At 67.1% G+C, this 16410-nt stretch carries 18 protein-coding genes, 1 pseudogene and 1 riboswitch; of the genes and pseudogenes, 9 read left to right on the top strand and 10 right to left on the bottom strand.

Annotation, left to right across the window (positions count from 1 at the left end):
- Positions 1-11: 11 nt before the first annotated feature.
- Positions 12-1433, top strand: coding sequence for an amidase (locus tag IRT45_RS14230; protein WP_194806334.1), 1422 nt, complete (start codon positions 12-14; stop codon positions 1431-1433).
- Positions 1434-1772: 339 nt separating this feature from the next.
- Here the strand turns inward: IRT45_RS14230 and IRT45_RS14225 are convergent, their stop codons facing one another.
- Positions 1773-2297 (bottom strand): hypothetical protein, encoded by a 525-nt coding sequence (locus tag IRT45_RS14225; RefSeq protein WP_194806333.1) that lies wholly within the window; start codon positions 2295-2297, stop codon positions 1773-1775.
- A gap of 332 nt (positions 2298-2629) precedes the next feature.
- Here IRT45_RS14225 and IRT45_RS14220 point away from each other — a divergent pair, with 332 nt between their 5' ends.
- Entirely contained in the window at positions 2630-2935 is a 306-nt protein-coding gene (locus tag IRT45_RS14220) for a hypothetical protein (protein ID WP_194806332.1), read from the top strand.
- Between the two features lie 237 nt (positions 2936-3172).
- Here the strand turns inward: IRT45_RS14220 and IRT45_RS14215 are convergent, their stop codons facing one another.
- The 5 genes and pseudogenes from IRT45_RS14215 to IRT45_RS14195 form a co-directional block, all read right to left on the bottom strand.
- Positions 3173-4168 carry an NADPH:quinone reductase gene (locus IRT45_RS14215; RefSeq protein ID WP_194806331.1) on the bottom strand — a complete coding sequence of 332 codons (996 nt, stop codon included), beginning with the start codon at positions 4166-4168 and terminating at the stop codon, positions 3173-3175.
- Positions 4169-4227: 59 nt separating this feature from the next.
- Positions 4228-4683, bottom strand: coding sequence for a pyridoxamine 5'-phosphate oxidase family protein (locus tag IRT45_RS14210; RefSeq protein ID WP_194806330.1), 456 nt, complete (start codon positions 4681-4683; stop codon positions 4228-4230).
- Positions 4684-4866: 183 nt separating this feature from the next.
- The gene (locus tag IRT45_RS14205) at positions 4867-5337 is read right to left on the bottom strand and encodes a hypothetical protein (protein ID WP_194806329.1); all 471 of its coding nucleotides are present in this window, start codon (positions 5335-5337) and stop codon (positions 4867-4869) included.
- Between the two features lie 108 nt (positions 5338-5445).
- Positions 5446-5642: pseudogene (locus tag IRT45_RS14200) on the bottom strand (aldehyde dehydrogenase family protein); the annotation flags it as partial.
- Between the two features lie 132 nt (positions 5643-5774).
- Positions 5775-6479, bottom strand: a complete 705-nt coding sequence (locus tag IRT45_RS14195; RefSeq protein WP_309240958.1) for a winged helix-turn-helix transcriptional regulator — start codon at positions 6477-6479, stop codon at positions 5775-5777.
- On the opposite strand from IRT45_RS14195, the gene IRT45_RS14190 reads away from it, so the two are divergent.
- The 3 genes from IRT45_RS14190 (at position 6464) to IRT45_RS14180 (ending at position 9807) form a co-directional block, all read left to right on the top strand.
- Complete coding sequence (locus tag IRT45_RS14190; RefSeq protein WP_194806328.1) at positions 6464-7240, top strand: nuclear transport factor 2 family protein; 777 nt, start codon at positions 6464-6466, stop codon at positions 7238-7240. The genes IRT45_RS14195 and IRT45_RS14190 overlap by 16 nt on opposite strands.
- Entirely contained in the window at positions 7237-9087 is a 1851-nt protein-coding gene (locus IRT45_RS14185; RefSeq protein ID WP_194806327.1) for a nitroreductase/quinone reductase family protein, read from the top strand. Before IRT45_RS14190 ends, IRT45_RS14185 begins: the two co-directional genes overlap by 4 nt.
- Before the next feature lie 354 nt (positions 9088-9441).
- The gene (locus IRT45_RS14180) at positions 9442-9807 is read left to right on the top strand and encodes a hypothetical protein (RefSeq protein WP_194806326.1); all 366 of its coding nucleotides are present in this window, start codon (positions 9442-9444) and stop codon (positions 9805-9807) included.
- Between the two features lie 352 nt (positions 9808-10159).
- On the opposite strand, the gene IRT45_RS14175 is transcribed toward IRT45_RS14180, so the two are convergent.
- Entirely contained in the window at positions 10160-10486 is a 327-nt protein-coding gene (locus IRT45_RS14175) for a hypothetical protein (protein WP_194806325.1), read from the bottom strand.
- A gap of 158 nt (positions 10487-10644) precedes the next feature.
- Between IRT45_RS14175 and IRT45_RS14170 the strand changes: the two genes are divergently transcribed.
- The 3 genes from IRT45_RS14170 (at position 10645) to IRT45_RS14160 (ending at position 13581) form a co-directional block, all read left to right on the top strand.
- On the top strand, positions 10645-10806 hold the full coding sequence (locus IRT45_RS14170) for a hypothetical protein (RefSeq protein ID WP_194806324.1): 162 nt from the start codon (positions 10645-10647) through the stop codon (positions 10804-10806).
- A 322-nt stretch (positions 10807-11128) separates the two neighbouring features.
- Positions 11129-11300, top strand: a riboswitch (M-box (ykoK) riboswitch).
- 302 nt (positions 11301-11602) lie between these two features.
- Entirely contained in the window at positions 11603-11779 is a 177-nt protein-coding gene (locus IRT45_RS14165) for a hypothetical protein (protein ID WP_194806323.1), read from the top strand.
- Between the two features lie 50 nt (positions 11780-11829).
- Complete coding sequence (locus IRT45_RS14160) at positions 11830-13581, top strand: NRAMP family divalent metal transporter (RefSeq protein WP_194806322.1); 1752 nt, start codon at positions 11830-11832, stop codon at positions 13579-13581.
- Between the two features lie 53 nt (positions 13582-13634).
- Here the strand turns inward: IRT45_RS14160 and IRT45_RS14155 are convergent, their stop codons facing one another.
- Positions 13635-14147, bottom strand: a complete 513-nt coding sequence (locus IRT45_RS14155; protein WP_194806321.1) for a DUF3558 family protein — start codon at positions 14145-14147, stop codon at positions 13635-13637.
- Positions 14148-14292: 145 nt separating this feature from the next.
- On the bottom strand, positions 14293-15045 hold the full coding sequence (locus tag IRT45_RS14150; protein WP_194806320.1) for an ABC transporter permease: 753 nt from the start codon (positions 15043-15045) through the stop codon (positions 14293-14295).
- Positions 15046-15186: 141 nt separating this feature from the next.
- Between IRT45_RS14150 and IRT45_RS14145 the strand changes: the two genes are divergently transcribed.
- A complete protein-coding gene (locus tag IRT45_RS14145; RefSeq protein WP_194806319.1) occupies positions 15187-15480 on the top strand; it encodes a hypothetical protein in 294 nt (97 codons plus the stop codon).
- 83 nt (positions 15481-15563) lie between these two features.
- Here IRT45_RS14145 and IRT45_RS14140 read toward each other — a convergent pair whose 3' ends face one another.
- The gene (locus IRT45_RS14140) at positions 15564-16376 is read right to left on the bottom strand and encodes a triacylglycerol lipase (protein ID WP_194806318.1); all 813 of its coding nucleotides are present in this window, start codon (positions 16374-16376) and stop codon (positions 15564-15566) included.
- Positions 16377-16410 lie beyond the last annotated feature (34 nt).

Raw genomic sequence — 16410 nt, 5'->3', positions numbered from 1 at the left:
ACTCAGCCGCCATGACGTCCCTTCACGCATTTCGCGACGATGCGCTCGCCGAGCACGACGCGGTCGCCCTCGCCGAACTGGTCCGCGACGGCTCGGTCAGCCCGCAGGAGCTCGCCGCCGCCGCCATCGAGCGGGCGCGCGCGGTGGACCCGCGACTCGATGCCGTCGCCTGCGCGATCTACGACGCCCCGCGCTACCACTGGCGCTCCGATGCCGCCCTCTACGGCGTGCCGACCTTCGTGAAGGACAACTCCGACGTCGCGGGCCTGCCGACCAACCACGGTAGCGAGGCGTTCCGGGCCCGGCCCGCCGTGAAGAACGGCGCCTACACCGACCAGTTCCTCGGCACCGGGCTGACGTTGCTCGGCAAATCGCGACTACCGGAGTTCGGCTTCAACGCCACCACCGAATTCATGACCGAACCGCCCACGCGCAACCCATGGGATCTGGACCGCTCGGTCGGCGCGTCGTCGGGCGGTTCGGCCGCACTCGTCGCCGCGGGTGTGGTTCCGATCGCGCACGCCAACGACGGGGGCGGATCCATCCGCATCCCAGCCGCATGCGGCGGACTCGTCGGGCTCAAGCCGAGCCGCGGCCGCCATATCGACGGCGAACAGGTGCGGCATGTGCCGATCCACATGATCTCCGAGGGTGTGCTCACCCGCACCGTGCGCGACACCGCGGCATTCGTCGCCGCGGCCGAGAACGTCTGGCGCAACCCGAAACTTGCTCCCATCGGCGAAGTCCGAGGCCCGGCGCAACGACGGCTGCGGGTCGGGCTGCTCATGCACAGCGTCACCGGCGCCGAGGTCGACGCGCCCACCCGGGACGCGGTCGAGCACACCGCCACGCTGCTGGAGAAGGCCGGGCACGTCATCGAGCCGATCGCGCTCCCGGTCACCGATCAGTTCGCCGCCGATTTCGTCCAATACTGGGCGCTGCTGGCCGATCTAGCGGTCAGCACGGGCAAGCTCATCCTGGATCGCTCGTTCGACGCGGCCGCCACCGACGGGCTCACGCGCGGATTGCGCGCCCATCACCGGCGCAACCTGCACCGGACACCGGCGGCACTGCGCCGTTTGCGCGGCATCCCAGCCGCCTACGCGCGCATGTTCGCCCGGCTGGAAGTCGTTGTGTCGCCGGTACTCTCGCACGCGACACCGCCACTGGGCCACATCGCACCGACCGTTCCCTTCCCCGAACTCATCGACCGGCTGACCCGTTACGTCAGCTATACGCCGCTGAACAACATCGCCGGCACCCTGGCCATCTCGCTGCCCATGGGCCGCACTCCCGACGGCCTGCCGGTCGGGGTGCAGCTGTCGGCCGCATACGGCGACGAACGCACGCTGATCGAACTGGCCTACCTTCTCGAAGCCGAGCAGCCCTTCCCCCGGATCCAGGAGCAGACCACGAACTCCTCACCTCGGTAACGCCACGATCGTTCTTATTCCGCAGCGACCTGCGGTAGCAAACCCGCCGCGCGCGCTGATGGCATGCCATTCGTCGACTCGGTGCACCTACGGTGACGTGGAGGGAAACGTCAATCGAATACGTCCGCGCGGCACGCGATTTTGGCTCGAATCCGAGCGCTGAAGGTTTGCTGTCAATGGCGGAGCGGGTAACAGAGGAGTGAGGCCGACGTCCTGCCCGGCGCCGGCCCGCGCGTAGGCCGAAGGCATGACGGGCTACGCGAGAGTCGTCGCGATGCCGCCGGGCCGATCGCCACCCCGGCGGCATCGCTTCGTTCAGCGACACGCGGCAGGCGTCGGTCAAGGTACCGGGGGCAGCATTCGAGACGGAGAATCCTGAACCGTGACGAGAACGACGACGTCGCCGTAGGGGGCGTTTCCCCGCGCCAGCCGGTGACCGAACTTCGCCAGCGGAATTCGCCACCGATACTTGGCCTCGATCTCGGCCTGAACGAACGACACCAGCGTGCCCGCGGTCACGACCTGCGCGTGTCCCTGACGCTGGTGAGATCCCAGCGCCGGACGTCCGCGCCGATCACCGGCCTGGACCAGCACCCGGCCGTCACGCATCACATCGTCGGCTTCCGGAGACTGCGACGACACACGAAACGCCAACTGGCCCAACCCGATAGGGATAACCAGCCGTGGCACGGTCACCAACTGCCCGGGCCCGGCGACACGGGTGACGAGCACCGTCTTCGCCTCCTGCCACTCGCTCGCGACCCCGGTCACCGGGACCGGGCGGGCCGACGTCGCCCGCGCGACCGGGGCGGGCCGGGCGAGCCGAAGGGGTGCGGTGGGAATATCGGTCAGGGTGTCTGTCATCGCATTCGCTCCTCTCCGCGACGATTCCGTTCGCTGCTACCGCCGCCAAGTTCTGCCGAGGCCGGCGTGGACCATCGGCCGCGCGGTGACCGGGACCGGAGTCACCGTTCACAATGGGAAAGTGACAAGTCGCCAAGGGATCTCACGCATCCGGCGGCCGGGCCCGCTCGGCCCCGCACGAGCATCCTTGATCGGCCGATTTCGATAGTGCACGCACATCCGCTCGTCGGCAACGATGCTGGTCACAGTGCATAGACCTGCCGGAAAAAACCCGCGGCCGACACGAGCCCGCACACCGTGATCACGACGGGATCGGCGGCTAAGTTGCCGATATGGTTCTCGCGCTGGACCCACCCGTGGTCGCCTCCGCGACCGATACCGGCCTGATCCTCGACATCGCCGGAATCGCCATCGCCGACCCCCTCGGCGGCGGCGAGCCCCGCCTACGACTACGCGACGGAACCACGGTCACCCTGCCCGTGCCGCTGCGCGACTGGGCCATGGCCATGCTCGTCACCCATCATCACCGCGCCGACGCCGAAGTCCCGACCTTTCCCTGCCGCATCGAATTCGGCATCCGCGACGGCCACATGTACGCCCGCCCAGCAACCGCCGACGAACACCACGACATGCCGTAGCACCGAGAGCGTCCCACGCCGCGAACGGCCCGGCATCACTGGTCGTCCGGCTTGCGCCCCGCAGCGCAAAGCCCGGCAGCGCATTACGCGAAACGGGATGGCCTCCGAACACTCGAAAACCTCGCAGCCGGAATCTGATTCGACAGCCCGGAGCCGAGGCGACGGCAACGGAAATCAGCCACCACGGTGCAGCCCAAGCCGGCCCGGAACATTTGCCCACACCGTTCCGGTTCCTCGTCACGGCATCAGGATGAGCCGCCCGTGGACGCCGCCCTTTTCGAGACGGTGGTGCGCGTCGGCTGCTCGCGCCAGGGGCATCGTCTCGGCGATTCGTGCGGTCAGGGTTCGGTCGGCGAGCTTCTGGTTGAGCACGGTCGCGGCGGCGGCCAGGTCTGTGACGGTGGCGTTGCTGATCGCGAACCCAGCCACGGTGACGTCGTGGGTGTAGGCGCGGGCGACGGGTAGCGGCACCCGCGCCTGTGGTCCGGCCGCTGTCAGCAGGAGCCGGCCCCCGCGGGCCAGCAATGCGATCGCGACGTCGAAGTCGTGGTGGCCCGAGGTGTCCCAATACACGTCCAACCCCTCGGGCGCCGCCGCCCGGATCTGCTCGACCATGTCGGGGTCCCGGTAGTCGATCACCCCGGCCGCCCCCGCATCCCGGACACGTTCGAGCCCGTTCCCGGAGGCGGACGCGATCACCCGGGCGCCGGCCGCACGCGCCAGGCGGACCGCCGCATCGCCGACGTTTCCGGCGCCGCCGCCGATATATACGGCATCTCCCAGCTCGAGCCGAGCGTGCCGGAATAGCCCCAACCATGCCGTGGCGCCCGGATGTGCGACACCGACCGCCTGAACGGGATCCACACCGTCGGGCAGGTGGTACAGCCGGTCGACCGGGACAACCGCGTACTGCGCGAACGAACCCTGCCGGCCACCGTGGCCCAGACTGTTGCACCACACCGTGTCCCCGACCGCATAACCAGCGACACCGTCGCCGACCGCCGCGACGTTTCCGACCAGGTCGCGGCCGATGACGAACGGGAAAGGAGTCGGCGTCGCATACGCCCCCGACCGCACGAATGTGTCCACCGGGTCGACCGTGACCGCGTGGACGGCCACCAGCACATCGGTGGGCCCGATCTGCGGGACGGGCAACCGCCCGTAGCGGATCGCATCGGCCGGGCCGAGCGCCTCCACGTAGGCCGCGTACATCATGTCCGGAATCCCGGCCATCGTGCGTGCCTCCTTTCGGCCGATGCGGCGCCGTCACGCCGGACACAGCCCCTGGGGACTTACTCGACCCCGTACGTTTCGGCCCAGGCCGCCCGCAGTTCGGACTCCGTGGCATGCCCGAACTGGTAGGCCGGCGAGTCCACCGGCAAGGCGCGGTCGACGGTTACCAGTACCGCCTCGATCGCGGGATATCCCGGTCCCTGTGTGGCGAGCAACCAGTCGTGAATCCACTCGAACACCGGGCTGCCGGGGCCGTGAAAATCGGCGGTTCCCTTGAACCGGTACCCGCGGCGTTTGAGGAAGTCGACGACGTTGATCTCCAGTCGGGGATCACGCCGCAAGTTGGCGACCGTGCCCGGCGACGCCTGATTCAGGAACACCAGATGGTCGTCGTCGTACACCCGCACGGTCCCCTTCGGGGAAAGGTTCGGTGATCCGTCCGCGCACACCGTGGCGACGAACCCCAGTTTGGCGCTGTCCACGATCGAGCGCATGTCCTCGTCGATGACACCCATGCCCCCGGCCTACCCCCGGACCTCCCGATGAATCCGAGCCCGCACTCGTCACGCTCTCCGCGACGGGCTGCGCGGCGACTTGGGGCCGGACTCCTGCAGCGATGTGTTCCAGTGCGCGGACACCGCCACGGTCAAGGACACGACGCTCCACACGGGCCAACCGATCCCGCGCCGGCAAGCTACTCACTGCGTCCCGGTCGGCGACAGACGTGCGAGCTGATTCCGGAAACTTTCACGCAGAGCAGGTTCTGTGAACGTCGAGCGGGCGCTGGGATCTCCGGCTACTCGGCTCTCCCAATGCAGACGAGCATCGTTGGTGGAGATCTTCTTCGCTCCATGCCCGGGAAGAGCCCGGTATGCGCCGGGTTGAGGGATGGGGCGGTGCATGAACGCCCAGCCGCCGGTCCAATCGATCCGCAACTGCAGTCGCGCACTGGGATAGAAGTCGAGAAGCCACCCCCGTCCAGTCAGCAGTGACCGCTCGCGGGACGGAACCTGCCGCGCACGGCAGGTTGCCGCAATTTCAGGCGCGAGGCGGTTCAGTGCACTGATCACGTCCTGCCATGCCACAGGCGCATCTGCCGCCGACGCAGACTTGTTCGATTGCAGCTCTACTCCCGGCGTCTGCCAGCGAAGCCGCTGTCCGATCCCCACGGATGAACAGGCTCGCACGACCCACTACATTCCTGCAACCGAGCGGGCGCGCAAGGACCGGCCCGGACCCCGCCGCTGATGCAGAACCGAGTCCGACATCGCAATACTCTCCGCTGCGCAGCTCATCGAGTGGTCGACTCGACCAGCACCGTCGGTTCGAAAAACGTGCCCGTGCCGGTGGGCTTTCCGCCTGCGAGCACGGTGGCTCCGGCCGAAACCGCCTCGGACACATGCCGTTTCACCAGATCACGCTGGGCGTGGGTCGCCATCGCGCCGACGTCGTAGCGGAAGTCGGTGTCCCCGCCGCCCACCGCGGACCTGACCTGCTCAACAACAAGAGTGCTTCGGGCATCGAGATCGTTTGTTGTCGGCCCAGCGGGGAGTGTCGGTCAGGTGCCCGCGTTCGGTGAACGTCGCCTGTAGGCGTCGGTGGCTCCCTATTGCTCGGGTTGGTGTGCTGGGCCGCCGATCCGGGTCAGGTGGCTCGTCAGCTGCGTGTCGAGGATCAACAGCAGTGTCTGCAGTGCTTCGGGGTTGCCTTCTGCTCGGAGTCGCCGGTTGGTGACGGCATCGCTGATGGTGGTGCGGCCGCCTGCGATGGCAGCGAGAGTGACTGCGTCGGAGGTCAGTTCGGCGTTCGCGGGCGTCGCGTCGGGGGCGGTCACGGTGGCGTGTCCGTCGGCGATGTGGAGGCGGACGGTGTTCTCGTCGATATGGAAGTCATAGTTGGCGGTCACCCCTGCCAGGGTTGCGGGGTCGAGGTCGTCGGCGAGGAAGACCAGCGCCCACTCGGGGCGGTAGCTCTCGCCGGAGGCTGATTCATCGCTCATATAGTGCCGGGCGCCCCACAACGCCAATGGGATCACCGCGCGGGCCAATTCGCGCCCGGTCGCGGTGAGCTCGTAGACCACCGAGGCGCCCGGCGGGGCACTTAGCGTGCGCCGCGCGATGCCGTCGGTTTCGAGCTGGCGGACCCGCGTGGCGAGCAGGCTGGTGCCGATGCCGTCGAGTGCCGCGGCGAGGTCGGAGTATCGCTTCGGGCCAGACATCAGCTCCCGCACGATCAGCAAGGTCCACCGCTCACCGACCACGTCCAGCGCATGCGCCAGGCCGCAGAACTGCTCATATGTACGTCGCGCCACGTTCGCCACCCTATCAGCGGAATATCAAAGCGAAGCGTAGTTCTAAAATTTATCTCTACTTCTATTTCTTATGTTACCGTGATCGCAGGTGGTCCTACCGGAGCGGTTACCACCTCCGAATCGCCTGGGGCGCGGCGGCTTCAGCCATATCGCAGCGCGCACCCATCATCGAGAGGGGACTCTGTATGTCTGTATCAGCCTGCGATGACGCGACGACCGACGGCGCAGTCGTCGATGGGGCCGCGTTCGCCGCGCGAGCGCAGCGATTGACCAACCTCGCATCGACCGAGGGGTGGCTGGGGCTGTATCACCCGGACGCGGTGGCCGACTGGATCGTCGACGGCGCACGCGAACGCCACGAGGGGATCGATGCGATTCGGCCCGCGGCGACGCTGATGGCCGAGCTCTGGCGCCGACATCGGTTCCGGGTGCGCAAATATCCGCAATGCGCCACCGACGATTGTGTGGTGCTCACGCTCGACGGCACCTTCGGCGTCCGAGGTTGCGTGACCGGCGCCGAGATCTGGACCTTCCGCGGCGGCCTGGTGGTCCACCACTGGATGTCAGTGCATTTGGATGCGCGGCCCCGCACATCACGGTGGGCCCAGTTCCGTGTACTGATCACCGCTCCCCGCATCGCCGTCACCGCGCTCCGTCTGCAATACCGACACCCCGGACCGCACGCTGATTCGGCTACCGGCGATCGAATCCCGGTGACTGATTCGCGGAAGCGACTGTGTGCGAAGGGTATTCGCAAATGAAGGCGCTCATCGTCGGGGCCAGCGGATACAACGGCCGAAACGTGACCCGCCGACTCCTGGCCGAGGGCCATTTCGTGCGGGGCTTGGCCCGCGACCCGAACAGGGCGATACCGGAGCTGCACGAGGTCGTGACCGGTGATGTCGTCGCCGGAACCGGTCTCGACGAAGCCCTGGACGAAGTCGACGTCGCGTTCTATTTCGTGCACGCCTTGGACGCGACCGACAACCGCACCGATCAGCGCGACATCATCGCCGCGCACCGGTTCGTCGACGCGGCCCGCCGAGCCGGACTGGCACGCGGGGTGTTCTTCACCATGCTGGCCCCGCCCGAGGGCATCGCCCCGCCGCGGTATCAACGCAATCGGCTTCAGGTGGAGCAGATCCTGCGTGACGGGATCCCGGGCATGACAACGCTGCGGGCAGGCATGGTCGTTGGTGACGGCTCACGGGCGATACTGCCGTATCTCCGCGTGGCGCAACGGTTCCCGATCATCCCACTGGGGCCTTGGCGGTCGAACCGAGTCTCGGTCACCGACCCTGATACCGTCACCGAGGCGATCATCGCGGCGGGCACGCGTGAGGACCTGGCCGGCCGGATTCTCGACGTCCCCGCGAGCGCGGAACCCACCCACGAACAACTGCTTCGCGCGATCGCGGCCCGGCTCGGCCGCCGCCCGATGATTGCGCCGACCCCGCTGGCCACCCCCCAGCTCGACGCCGCGCTCGTCGCGGCGGCGACGGGTCAGAACTACGCGTTCTGCCGATACCTGCTCAGCAGTAACGAATACGACTACGTCGTCGACCCACAGCGGGCAACAGGCCTCGCCGACCTCACACCCCGCCGTCTGGACCAGATCCTCGACGACGTGATCGCCGGTCACGCGTCTGAGGCCACGATGACCGATGCACCGACCCTGCTGGCGATCGGGCGGATCGGGCTGGCGGTCATGTCCCTGGCAGCACCACGCCGATTCGCCGAGCTGACCGGTGTCACCGGTTCACCGGAACTGACCTACATGACGAGGATCTACGGTGCTCGGGCCCTGGCCATGGGACTGGGATATCTCACCGCTCAGCAACAAGAACGCGATCGCTGGAAGCGACTCGCACTGGGGGTCGACGTAGCCGACACACTCACCGGCCTTACCCATCTCCTGCGGCGCGACGTGCCGCTGCGCGGGGGTATAGCGCTGGTTGCCCTGACCGGCTTGTACGCCGCCATCGGTGCCACTGCGGTGACATCAGAAAATGCACGGCCCACGGTCCGATCTCCCTATCGGCGCCGCGGCTGGGTCTACCGTACCTACGCCGGGTTCATCGGTTCGGAACCGGTCCGGCAGCTCATGCCGAATCTGTTCTGGAAACTCGATCGCTACGTGATGGCCGTGACCGGAGAACGTTTCGGGCTGCCCTTGATGTTGCCGACCGCTGTTCTGGAAACCCGAGGCGCCAAAACCGGCGCACCACGGCGAAATCCCGTCTTGTACTTCCACGACGACCACGACGTGATCGTCATCGCCCTCAACGGCGGGCAACCGACCAACCCCGCTTGGTACTACAACCTGCGGCAGAACCCCGACGTGAAATTCGCCGGAATGCCGATGCGCGCCGCGGTCGTTCGCGACGACGCCGAGCGAGAGCGGTTGTGGCATCTCGGAACTGCCGTGTTCGCGCCCTACGCCAAATTCCGCCGAATCGCCGCGGCAACTGGGCGGACCATCCCCGTCGTCCGACTGACGCCAGCACCGGCCACACGGTCGTCGAATTCGACGCGGGCCAGCCGAAACGAAGCGGCAGACTTCGGCGGTGGCACGGGCAATGACCACGCGATCCAAATCGGTGAGTGAGGAGAATCCCCCTCGCGACCACTACCGCGTTCCGGTACCTAATCCTGCCAACGCAAGAGCCACCAGCAGTCGCCCCGGTCCCATGCCGAAGCGGCCCGTTCGGCCTCGAGCCACACCATGTCCGACTCTGCAGGTGCACAGGTTCGGGAGTCGGACACGCCGGGGTGAGCGGACGTGTCGGCCGGTGCGGGCGGTGCGCCTACCGTGGTCGCGTCGGGTTGTCTGCCCGGCGCCGCGCGTAAGCGCGGGTGGCCTGTCGATCAGCTTGTCCAGCACGTTTCTTGCGCTGTCGCGGGGAGAAGCCGGCCTCGTGGCGGCACGACCGGATCGGTACGACACCCCAGGAGGTCGAAAATGCGTGATGCTCGTTGCACCCGGCGCCTTCTGCCCACTGCTTTCCTCGCCGCCGCGGCCGCGGTGACAGTGTGGGCGCCGACGGCCTCAGCCGAGCCGCTCGGTCCGCTGCCGGTCTACACCTGCGACATCGCCGAGCAAGGGTTCGGTGTGACGGAACTAGACGGAACCAAGGCCATCAAGGGGCAGAACTGCCAGGCCGGCCCGGGCACGCCCACCAGCGGGAAGGTCGAGGAAGCGACTCTCATCCAGCCCAGGGATAACGACCTCGCCTACATCTGCAACGGCACGGTGTTTGTCCACCAGAACATCATCAACGGCCAGTTGGACGTCACGACCGATCGTTGCCGCATCCCCGGGCAGTGACGAATTCGGATACGTGCCGGCACATCTGGGCTTGTCCGCCGTCGCGAGCACAGACCGATCGAGACACCGCCAGCCGGCACGGACAGTGGTCACCCCGCGGTTCCGAGCAAACCGGGTGCGCGAGCCGTTCTTCGAGACGCGTCCTGCGGCCGGACGGCGAGGTCCGCGAAATGGAAATCCACGCCGGGAGCCACGGAGTGGGCGTGCGTACGACACGAATTCGGGATGAAGCGCTTTCTGTACCGCAAGGGCCGTTTGATCGGGCGGCAAGGCGTCGGCCGGGATATCACCGAACTGAAACATTACCCGCCCGCGCGGTGACCCGCAGCCGATGGCTGCGGGTCGTGTGCGGTCAGGATGCGATCGGGCCCTCGAGTGGATGTGACCGGAAGAAGTCCCAGATGATCTGGGTGGCACTGATCGAACGCGTCTGATGTCCGACGATCAGCTCCTGCACGGTCGAGGCGTCCCCGCCCGGCCAGTTGTGACCACCCCCCTCGACCGTGTACAACTCGGTCGAACCGCCGGCCGCACACGGGTAGACCGTCCGGGTCACGTCGGCTGCCACCCGTTCGACAGCAGGAGTCGAGCCGCATCCGTTGCGTGCCGCCCATGCCGCGGCCTGATCCGGCACACTTTGCGTACTGATGATTTCGCCCGCGGCACCGGGATCACCCATTTGCTGTCCCGCGGTGCGGGGGGAGCCGTCCGAAGCGGGAAGGTTCTGGCCGACCGGCCCCACACCCCCGTTGTAGGAAACGATCTGGTCCGCATTGCCGTGGAAAGCGATGATCGGGATGTGCCGATCGGGCCGGCGCGGTCGTCGGCACCGCATTGATGCCGCCGATCTTCTTCGCCGGAGCCCCCGGCGGTTGCCTGGCGGGCGCCGCCGCCGGCGCCGCTCTCGGTGCCTCGGCGGGCACCGTGATCCTCGGCGGGCCGGTGGCAGTCGCCAGCGCCATCCAGTTCTTCAACACGATCAACAAACCCCAGAACTGACCGTTGACAGACCGCGTCGCGAGCCCTCGGAAACCGACGTTTCCGAGGGCCCGCATGCTCGATCGATACTTCCCGCAGCCGACCCCTCTCCCACGACGTGGACGTCGCCGGTCGGCAAGGTCATCAGGTGGACGCTGCGCGAAGCATGGCGCGGGCTGCGTGCACGGATTTCGATCACTTTTCACCGACCGTAGCCGTCCCCGCCGACCGCGGCCGACAACACGCAGACGCGAACAGCCACTGCTGCAACACCTTTCACACTTCGCTGTGTCTCGGATCACCTCGGTTGACAGAGTTTCGCCCGCGGTGCAGAATTGCTCGGTCAGCACCTCGCTAGGCGAGGCTCCTGTACGAACACAGGCCACTGATCCGACGACGTCGAGAGACGCCCAGGATTAGGACAGATCTTTCCGGATTAAGGGATGATCCGAAGTGGCTTCTCCCGCAAGGGGATACGTCGTACAGTGCCGAAGCTCTGACGAGAGGGGTGCCCATCGGCCGCTTTCGCGGCGATGTCTCCCAGCTGTTGTTTCGACAATGTATGACGTGCGCGTGCGTCCCGGCGGCAAGGAGGTGAGGGACGAGATGAATTCCGGCGATAGTCCGTATCCGAGTCCGGTTCGACATTCCGTTTCCCACTCAGCTTGCTGCGGCCACTTCACGGCCTGATCACGGCGAGACACCGCATCCGACGCTTTCGGCGGCCCTTGTCGCCGAAGCAGCGTCCGGCCGCTCTCGCGTGCCCGTATTTCGTGAAACATGATGCGGCGGCTGCGATTCCGCGAGGAGCACGATCATGTCCTTCCCCACCTTCCCGCGTCCCGACCGCCTGGGCGACGTGTTGAGCGCATCGGCTCGACGTATACGTGCCCGCTACCACCTCACGCCCGCGGAGCGCCACAACCTGCGGTCGGCACACATTCCACACGCGGTCGTCACCGCCTCTCTCGGCGGCCACACCTACCACCGCTGAAACCGGAAAACCCTGTACTGCAGAAGATTTCAGAAAGGGAAGGACCGGCGATGGCCTTCTACTCAGGCGGGGACGACCGCCGCACCGACACCGCGACGCCGAACGAGCACACCACGCAGTCGACGGCGGTGATGGATTCCGCGCACGTCGGCGATATCGTCGGCGCGCTCGGCACCATCGGCCGACACGACACGGTCGAGGGGCGTAGCCGCGGGCAGCGTCTGCGGATGCTGCTCGCGGTCATCGGTCCGGGCCTGATCGTGATGGTCGGCGACAACGACGCCGGCGGGGTCGCGACCTACGCCCAAGCCGGACAGAACTACGGCATGGCGCTGGTGTGGACGCTGGTGCTGCTGATTCCGGTGCTCTACGTCAACCAGGAAATGGTGGTGCGCCTGGGCGCTGTCGCCGGTGTCGGACACGCGCGGCTGATCTTCGACCGGTTCGGCAAGTTCTGGGGCGCGTTCAGCGTCGGCGATCTGTTCGTCGTCAACGCACTCACCATCGTCACCGAATTCATCGGTGTCGCATTGGCGTTGAGCTACTTCGGGCTGCCGAAAGGGATTTCGGTGCCTGTGGCCGCGGTGCTGTTGTTCACGGTGGTGGCCGCAGGCTCGTTCCGTCGCTGGGAGCGATTGCTGTTCGCGCTCATCGCGGTCGACATCGTGATGTTCCCGCTGGCCTTTCTCGCGCACCCGAGCCTGTCTGCGACGGCGAAGGGCTTCGTCCCGTCGTTTCCGGGCGGGCTGAACTCGACGTTACTGCTGATCATCGTCGCGATCGTCGGCACCACTGTCGCGCCGTGGCAGCTGTTCTTCCAGCAGTCCAACATCGTCGACAAACGCATCACCCCGCGCTGGATCCGCTACGAGCGCATCGATCTGTGGGTCGGCATCGTCGTAGTCGTGCTCGGCGCGGTCGCGATCATGGCCGCCACCGCCTTCGGACTGGCCGGCACCGACGCCGTCGGAACGTTCAGCGACGCAGGCGCGGTCGCCGAAGGGCTGAAACAGCACGCAGGGACCACCGTGGGGGCAATGTTCGCGATCCTGCTGCTCGACGCATCACTGATCGGCGCCAACGCGGTCGGGTTGGCCACCACCTACGCGCTCGGCGACACCCTGGGCCGACGGCATTCGCTGCACTGGAAGATCAGCGAAGCACCCGCCTTCTACCTGGGATATGCCGCGCTGCTGGCGGCCGCGGCCGCCGTGTCGTTCAGCCCCGACCACGTCCTCGGACTACTGACCCAGGGTGTGCAAGCACTCGCGGGTGTGCTGCTGCCCTCGGCCACCGTGTTTCTCGTGCTGCTGTGCAACGACAAGGCGGTGCTCGGGCCGTGGGTCAACACCACCCGGCAAAACATCGTCGCCGGCATCATCGTCTGGTCGCTGGTGCTGCTGTCACTCGCGCTGACCGCCGCGACATTCTTCCCGCACCTGTCGACCCGCACACTCGAAATCGGTTTCGCCGCAGGAGTATCGGCCGGCGGGATCAGCGGCATCGGCCTTGGGCTGTCGCGGCATCGCAGCGCCCGCCGATCGATCGAACGCACCGCCACCGAACTGGGTGGACTCGATCCCGACCAGATCGAGGAGCTCGACGCCACCGCGCTCAGCCGCTGCGAACGCAGGAAAATCCGCGAACAGGATCGCGACACGTGGCGCACTCCCGCGTTGGAAACCCTTCCACGCCCGGCCTTTTCGCCGCTCCGCACGGCTGGGATGCTCGCCCTTCGCGGCTACCTGCTCATCGCTGTGATCTTGGTGGCGGTGAAGCTCGCCCAATCCATCACCGGGTAGACAAACCGAATCGGATGGGGTCCGCGCAGACCGCGCTGCGCGGACCATATCGCTCACGTGCCGTCGATCAACAACGTCTGCTGCATCAGCGTCATGGCCGCGGCGCACGGGTCATCGGGATGTGGTGTGTGCGAACGGTTTCGCACCCACCAGGTGACCGTGCCGGTGTCAGCGGCAGTGGCCCCGCAGTGGCCGGGATCGCGGGGATCGTGCCAGTAGAAGCCCGCGAAGCGTTTCACCACGAACTTCTCCACCTGATACCCGGACTGCTGCGCGATCTGTAGCTCGCGGGCGAGCGTGTCACCGGACAACCAGGCATAGGTCACATCGACGGTGTCTGCGTCCGGACCCGACGCGGCCCACGCACACGTCGGCGGCGAGGACTGTTTGATCGCGGTCGACCTGTCGACCGCCCGCGCGATCACCGGCTCCCCCACCGGACCGCACCCGGCAAGGAAATTCGGGTCCACAGCTTGGCGCACCTCCGCCTGCGGCGGATGACTCGAACAACCGGTCAGCAGCCCCACCGCAACGACCGCGGCGGTAGCGAACCGGACCATCCGCATCCCCACGCTCCTGTCCCCGAAATCACCCACGGCACAACCTGCCACTCGACGACCGATCAGGTCGTCGATGCTCATCCTGCACTGAGGCGCCTCCGGGCCGGACCCTCACAGGATTTCTTAACGCATTTCCTACAGGCTGAGGCGATCACCGCCTGCCGGCGGCGCGGCGCACGTGGCCACGTGCCACCAGTTCGATGGTGGCCGCCACCGCACATGACTGGGCCAACAGCAATCCGAGCAGCACGAGCACCTGGACCGCGGCCGCCTGTGTCGCCGAACCGCTGGCGACCAGAACCCCGACGAACGCTCCCGGCAGTGTCACCACACCTACGGTGCGGGTCTGATCGACTCCGGGCAGCAAGGCGTCGGCGGCCGTGGAGCGAATCATCTCGAGGTGGGCGTCTCGTTCGGACATTCCCAGGCTCAGCGCGGCCTCGATCTCACCGCGGCGGTGCTCGATCGTATCCAAGGCTCTCCGCGCCGCCAACGATGTGGCGGTCATCGTGCCGCCGAGGATGATTCCACCGATCGGCACGATCGCCACGCCCGCGATCGGAACGATCCCAGTCCCCACCAGCGGCACAAGCACCACACACCAGCCGAGACCCACAGCCACCGCCAGCCATACCCCGGATCGGCCCGCCCGCGCCCGGCGCGCAGCCGTGAACACCGCCGCGGCGAACATCGCGCCCAGCACCAGCAGCGACGACCACACCCTCGCCAAAGCTGCGGCCAGAACCAGCGCGACCACACTCAGCTGCGCGACCGCGCGCATCGCGGCGCCCGGAACGATCAGGATCGACCCCAGCCGCGCCACCCGGTACACCGCCGCTGCCGCACACACCAGAACCGCACATACCGCAGCCAATTCCCATCCGGGCGTAGCGACCATGTTCATTCAGGCCATCCTTCCAATCTCCCACCCGATCGAAACCGACGCACGCGCCGGCCGCCGGGTCCGGTTTGCGAGGCCCGGCGAATGCTACGTTCGAGCCGGAAACGAGGTCCTGCCAAAACACCGCCCTACCAGGAAAAAGCGATGGATCCTGCGAGACCGGGCCGACGACAACTGCTCACGCTGATCGCCGCGGTCACAGCCGCCGCCCTGACCGGAACTCCAGGGGGGCAAGGCGACCGGGTCCCGACGCCTTGCGCCCACGACCATCGCGCATACCACTTGCGCTCCTTCGCCTTCTTCGACGGCGGAATGGGCGGAGCCGTCGCTGCCTTGCTCACCCAGCACGGCGCCGATCTTGTCCTCACGACCGGAACAGGGAACGCGTCACCAGCACCGCGGACACAGCGGGCCGATATGGACGAGACGTGGTCGTAGTCGATGGCAACGTCACCCGGCGGGGCAACACCCCGCGGCTGTGAGCGCTGCGGGTCGTCACGTACGCCGGACGCCCATGCCCCCTATCGGTCGAGGGCAGCGGTGATCCACCCCATGACGACGGGATCGCGTGGGAGAGTGGCATGGTCGACGACATGCCCGGGAGCCAGGTCCTGGACGAAGACATTGTCCACACCGACCTCCGGGATGAACGAGGCAGTGCCCGGCGGGGTGACGACGGTGTCGTCACGCGTCGCGAGAACGTGGTAGCGCACGCCCGCCACCGCGATCGGTGCACGGTCGAGTTCGGTGATGAACGGTGATCCGGCCTCGAGGTCGGCGCAGGCCGGGCACATCGCATTCGACAAGACGGCATCGGTCACGCCACGAACTCCGGACCGTTCGGCGACCTCCACGACACCGGACAGCGTTGTGCCGAAAGTGGGTGGCGCCAGCAGAACTTCGGTATGAATCCGGTCTCCACGCTCGACCTGCTCGGCCAAGGACAGCGCGATCGCAGCGCCTTCCGAATGAGCCACAAGGTCGACCTGGGTGGCACCGGTACGGGTGCGGACCGCCTCGATGAAAGCATCGACTTCCGTCGCCGAGCGCCGCACGGGACCGAACCCGTTGACCTGGAACAACGTTCGCTCATCCTTGCCGTAGTCGAGTGCGAAGACACAGTAACCGGCCTCGGCCAGACGTGGGGCCAGCGCGTCCCACTCGTGCGTGCTGTCGGTGATGCCGTGCAGTAATACCACAGGGCGTGGATGCGCGGCCGATGGCCGACAGTCCCAATCGTTCATCGCGGGCGCGGGTGGCTGCGCGTTCACCGCGGCGGTGTGCCCGGCCATGGTCACTACAGCGGCGAACGCCAAAATCCAGGAAGACCTCATGATGTGGGCCCTAACTTGTGAGATGTGTCCAGCG

The organism is Nocardia sp. BSTN01 (assembly GCF_015354405.1).
Taxonomy (GTDB): Bacteria; Actinomycetota; Actinomycetes; order Mycobacteriales; family Mycobacteriaceae; genus Nocardia.
This window is presented reverse-complemented; position numbering and strand designations above follow the sequence as displayed.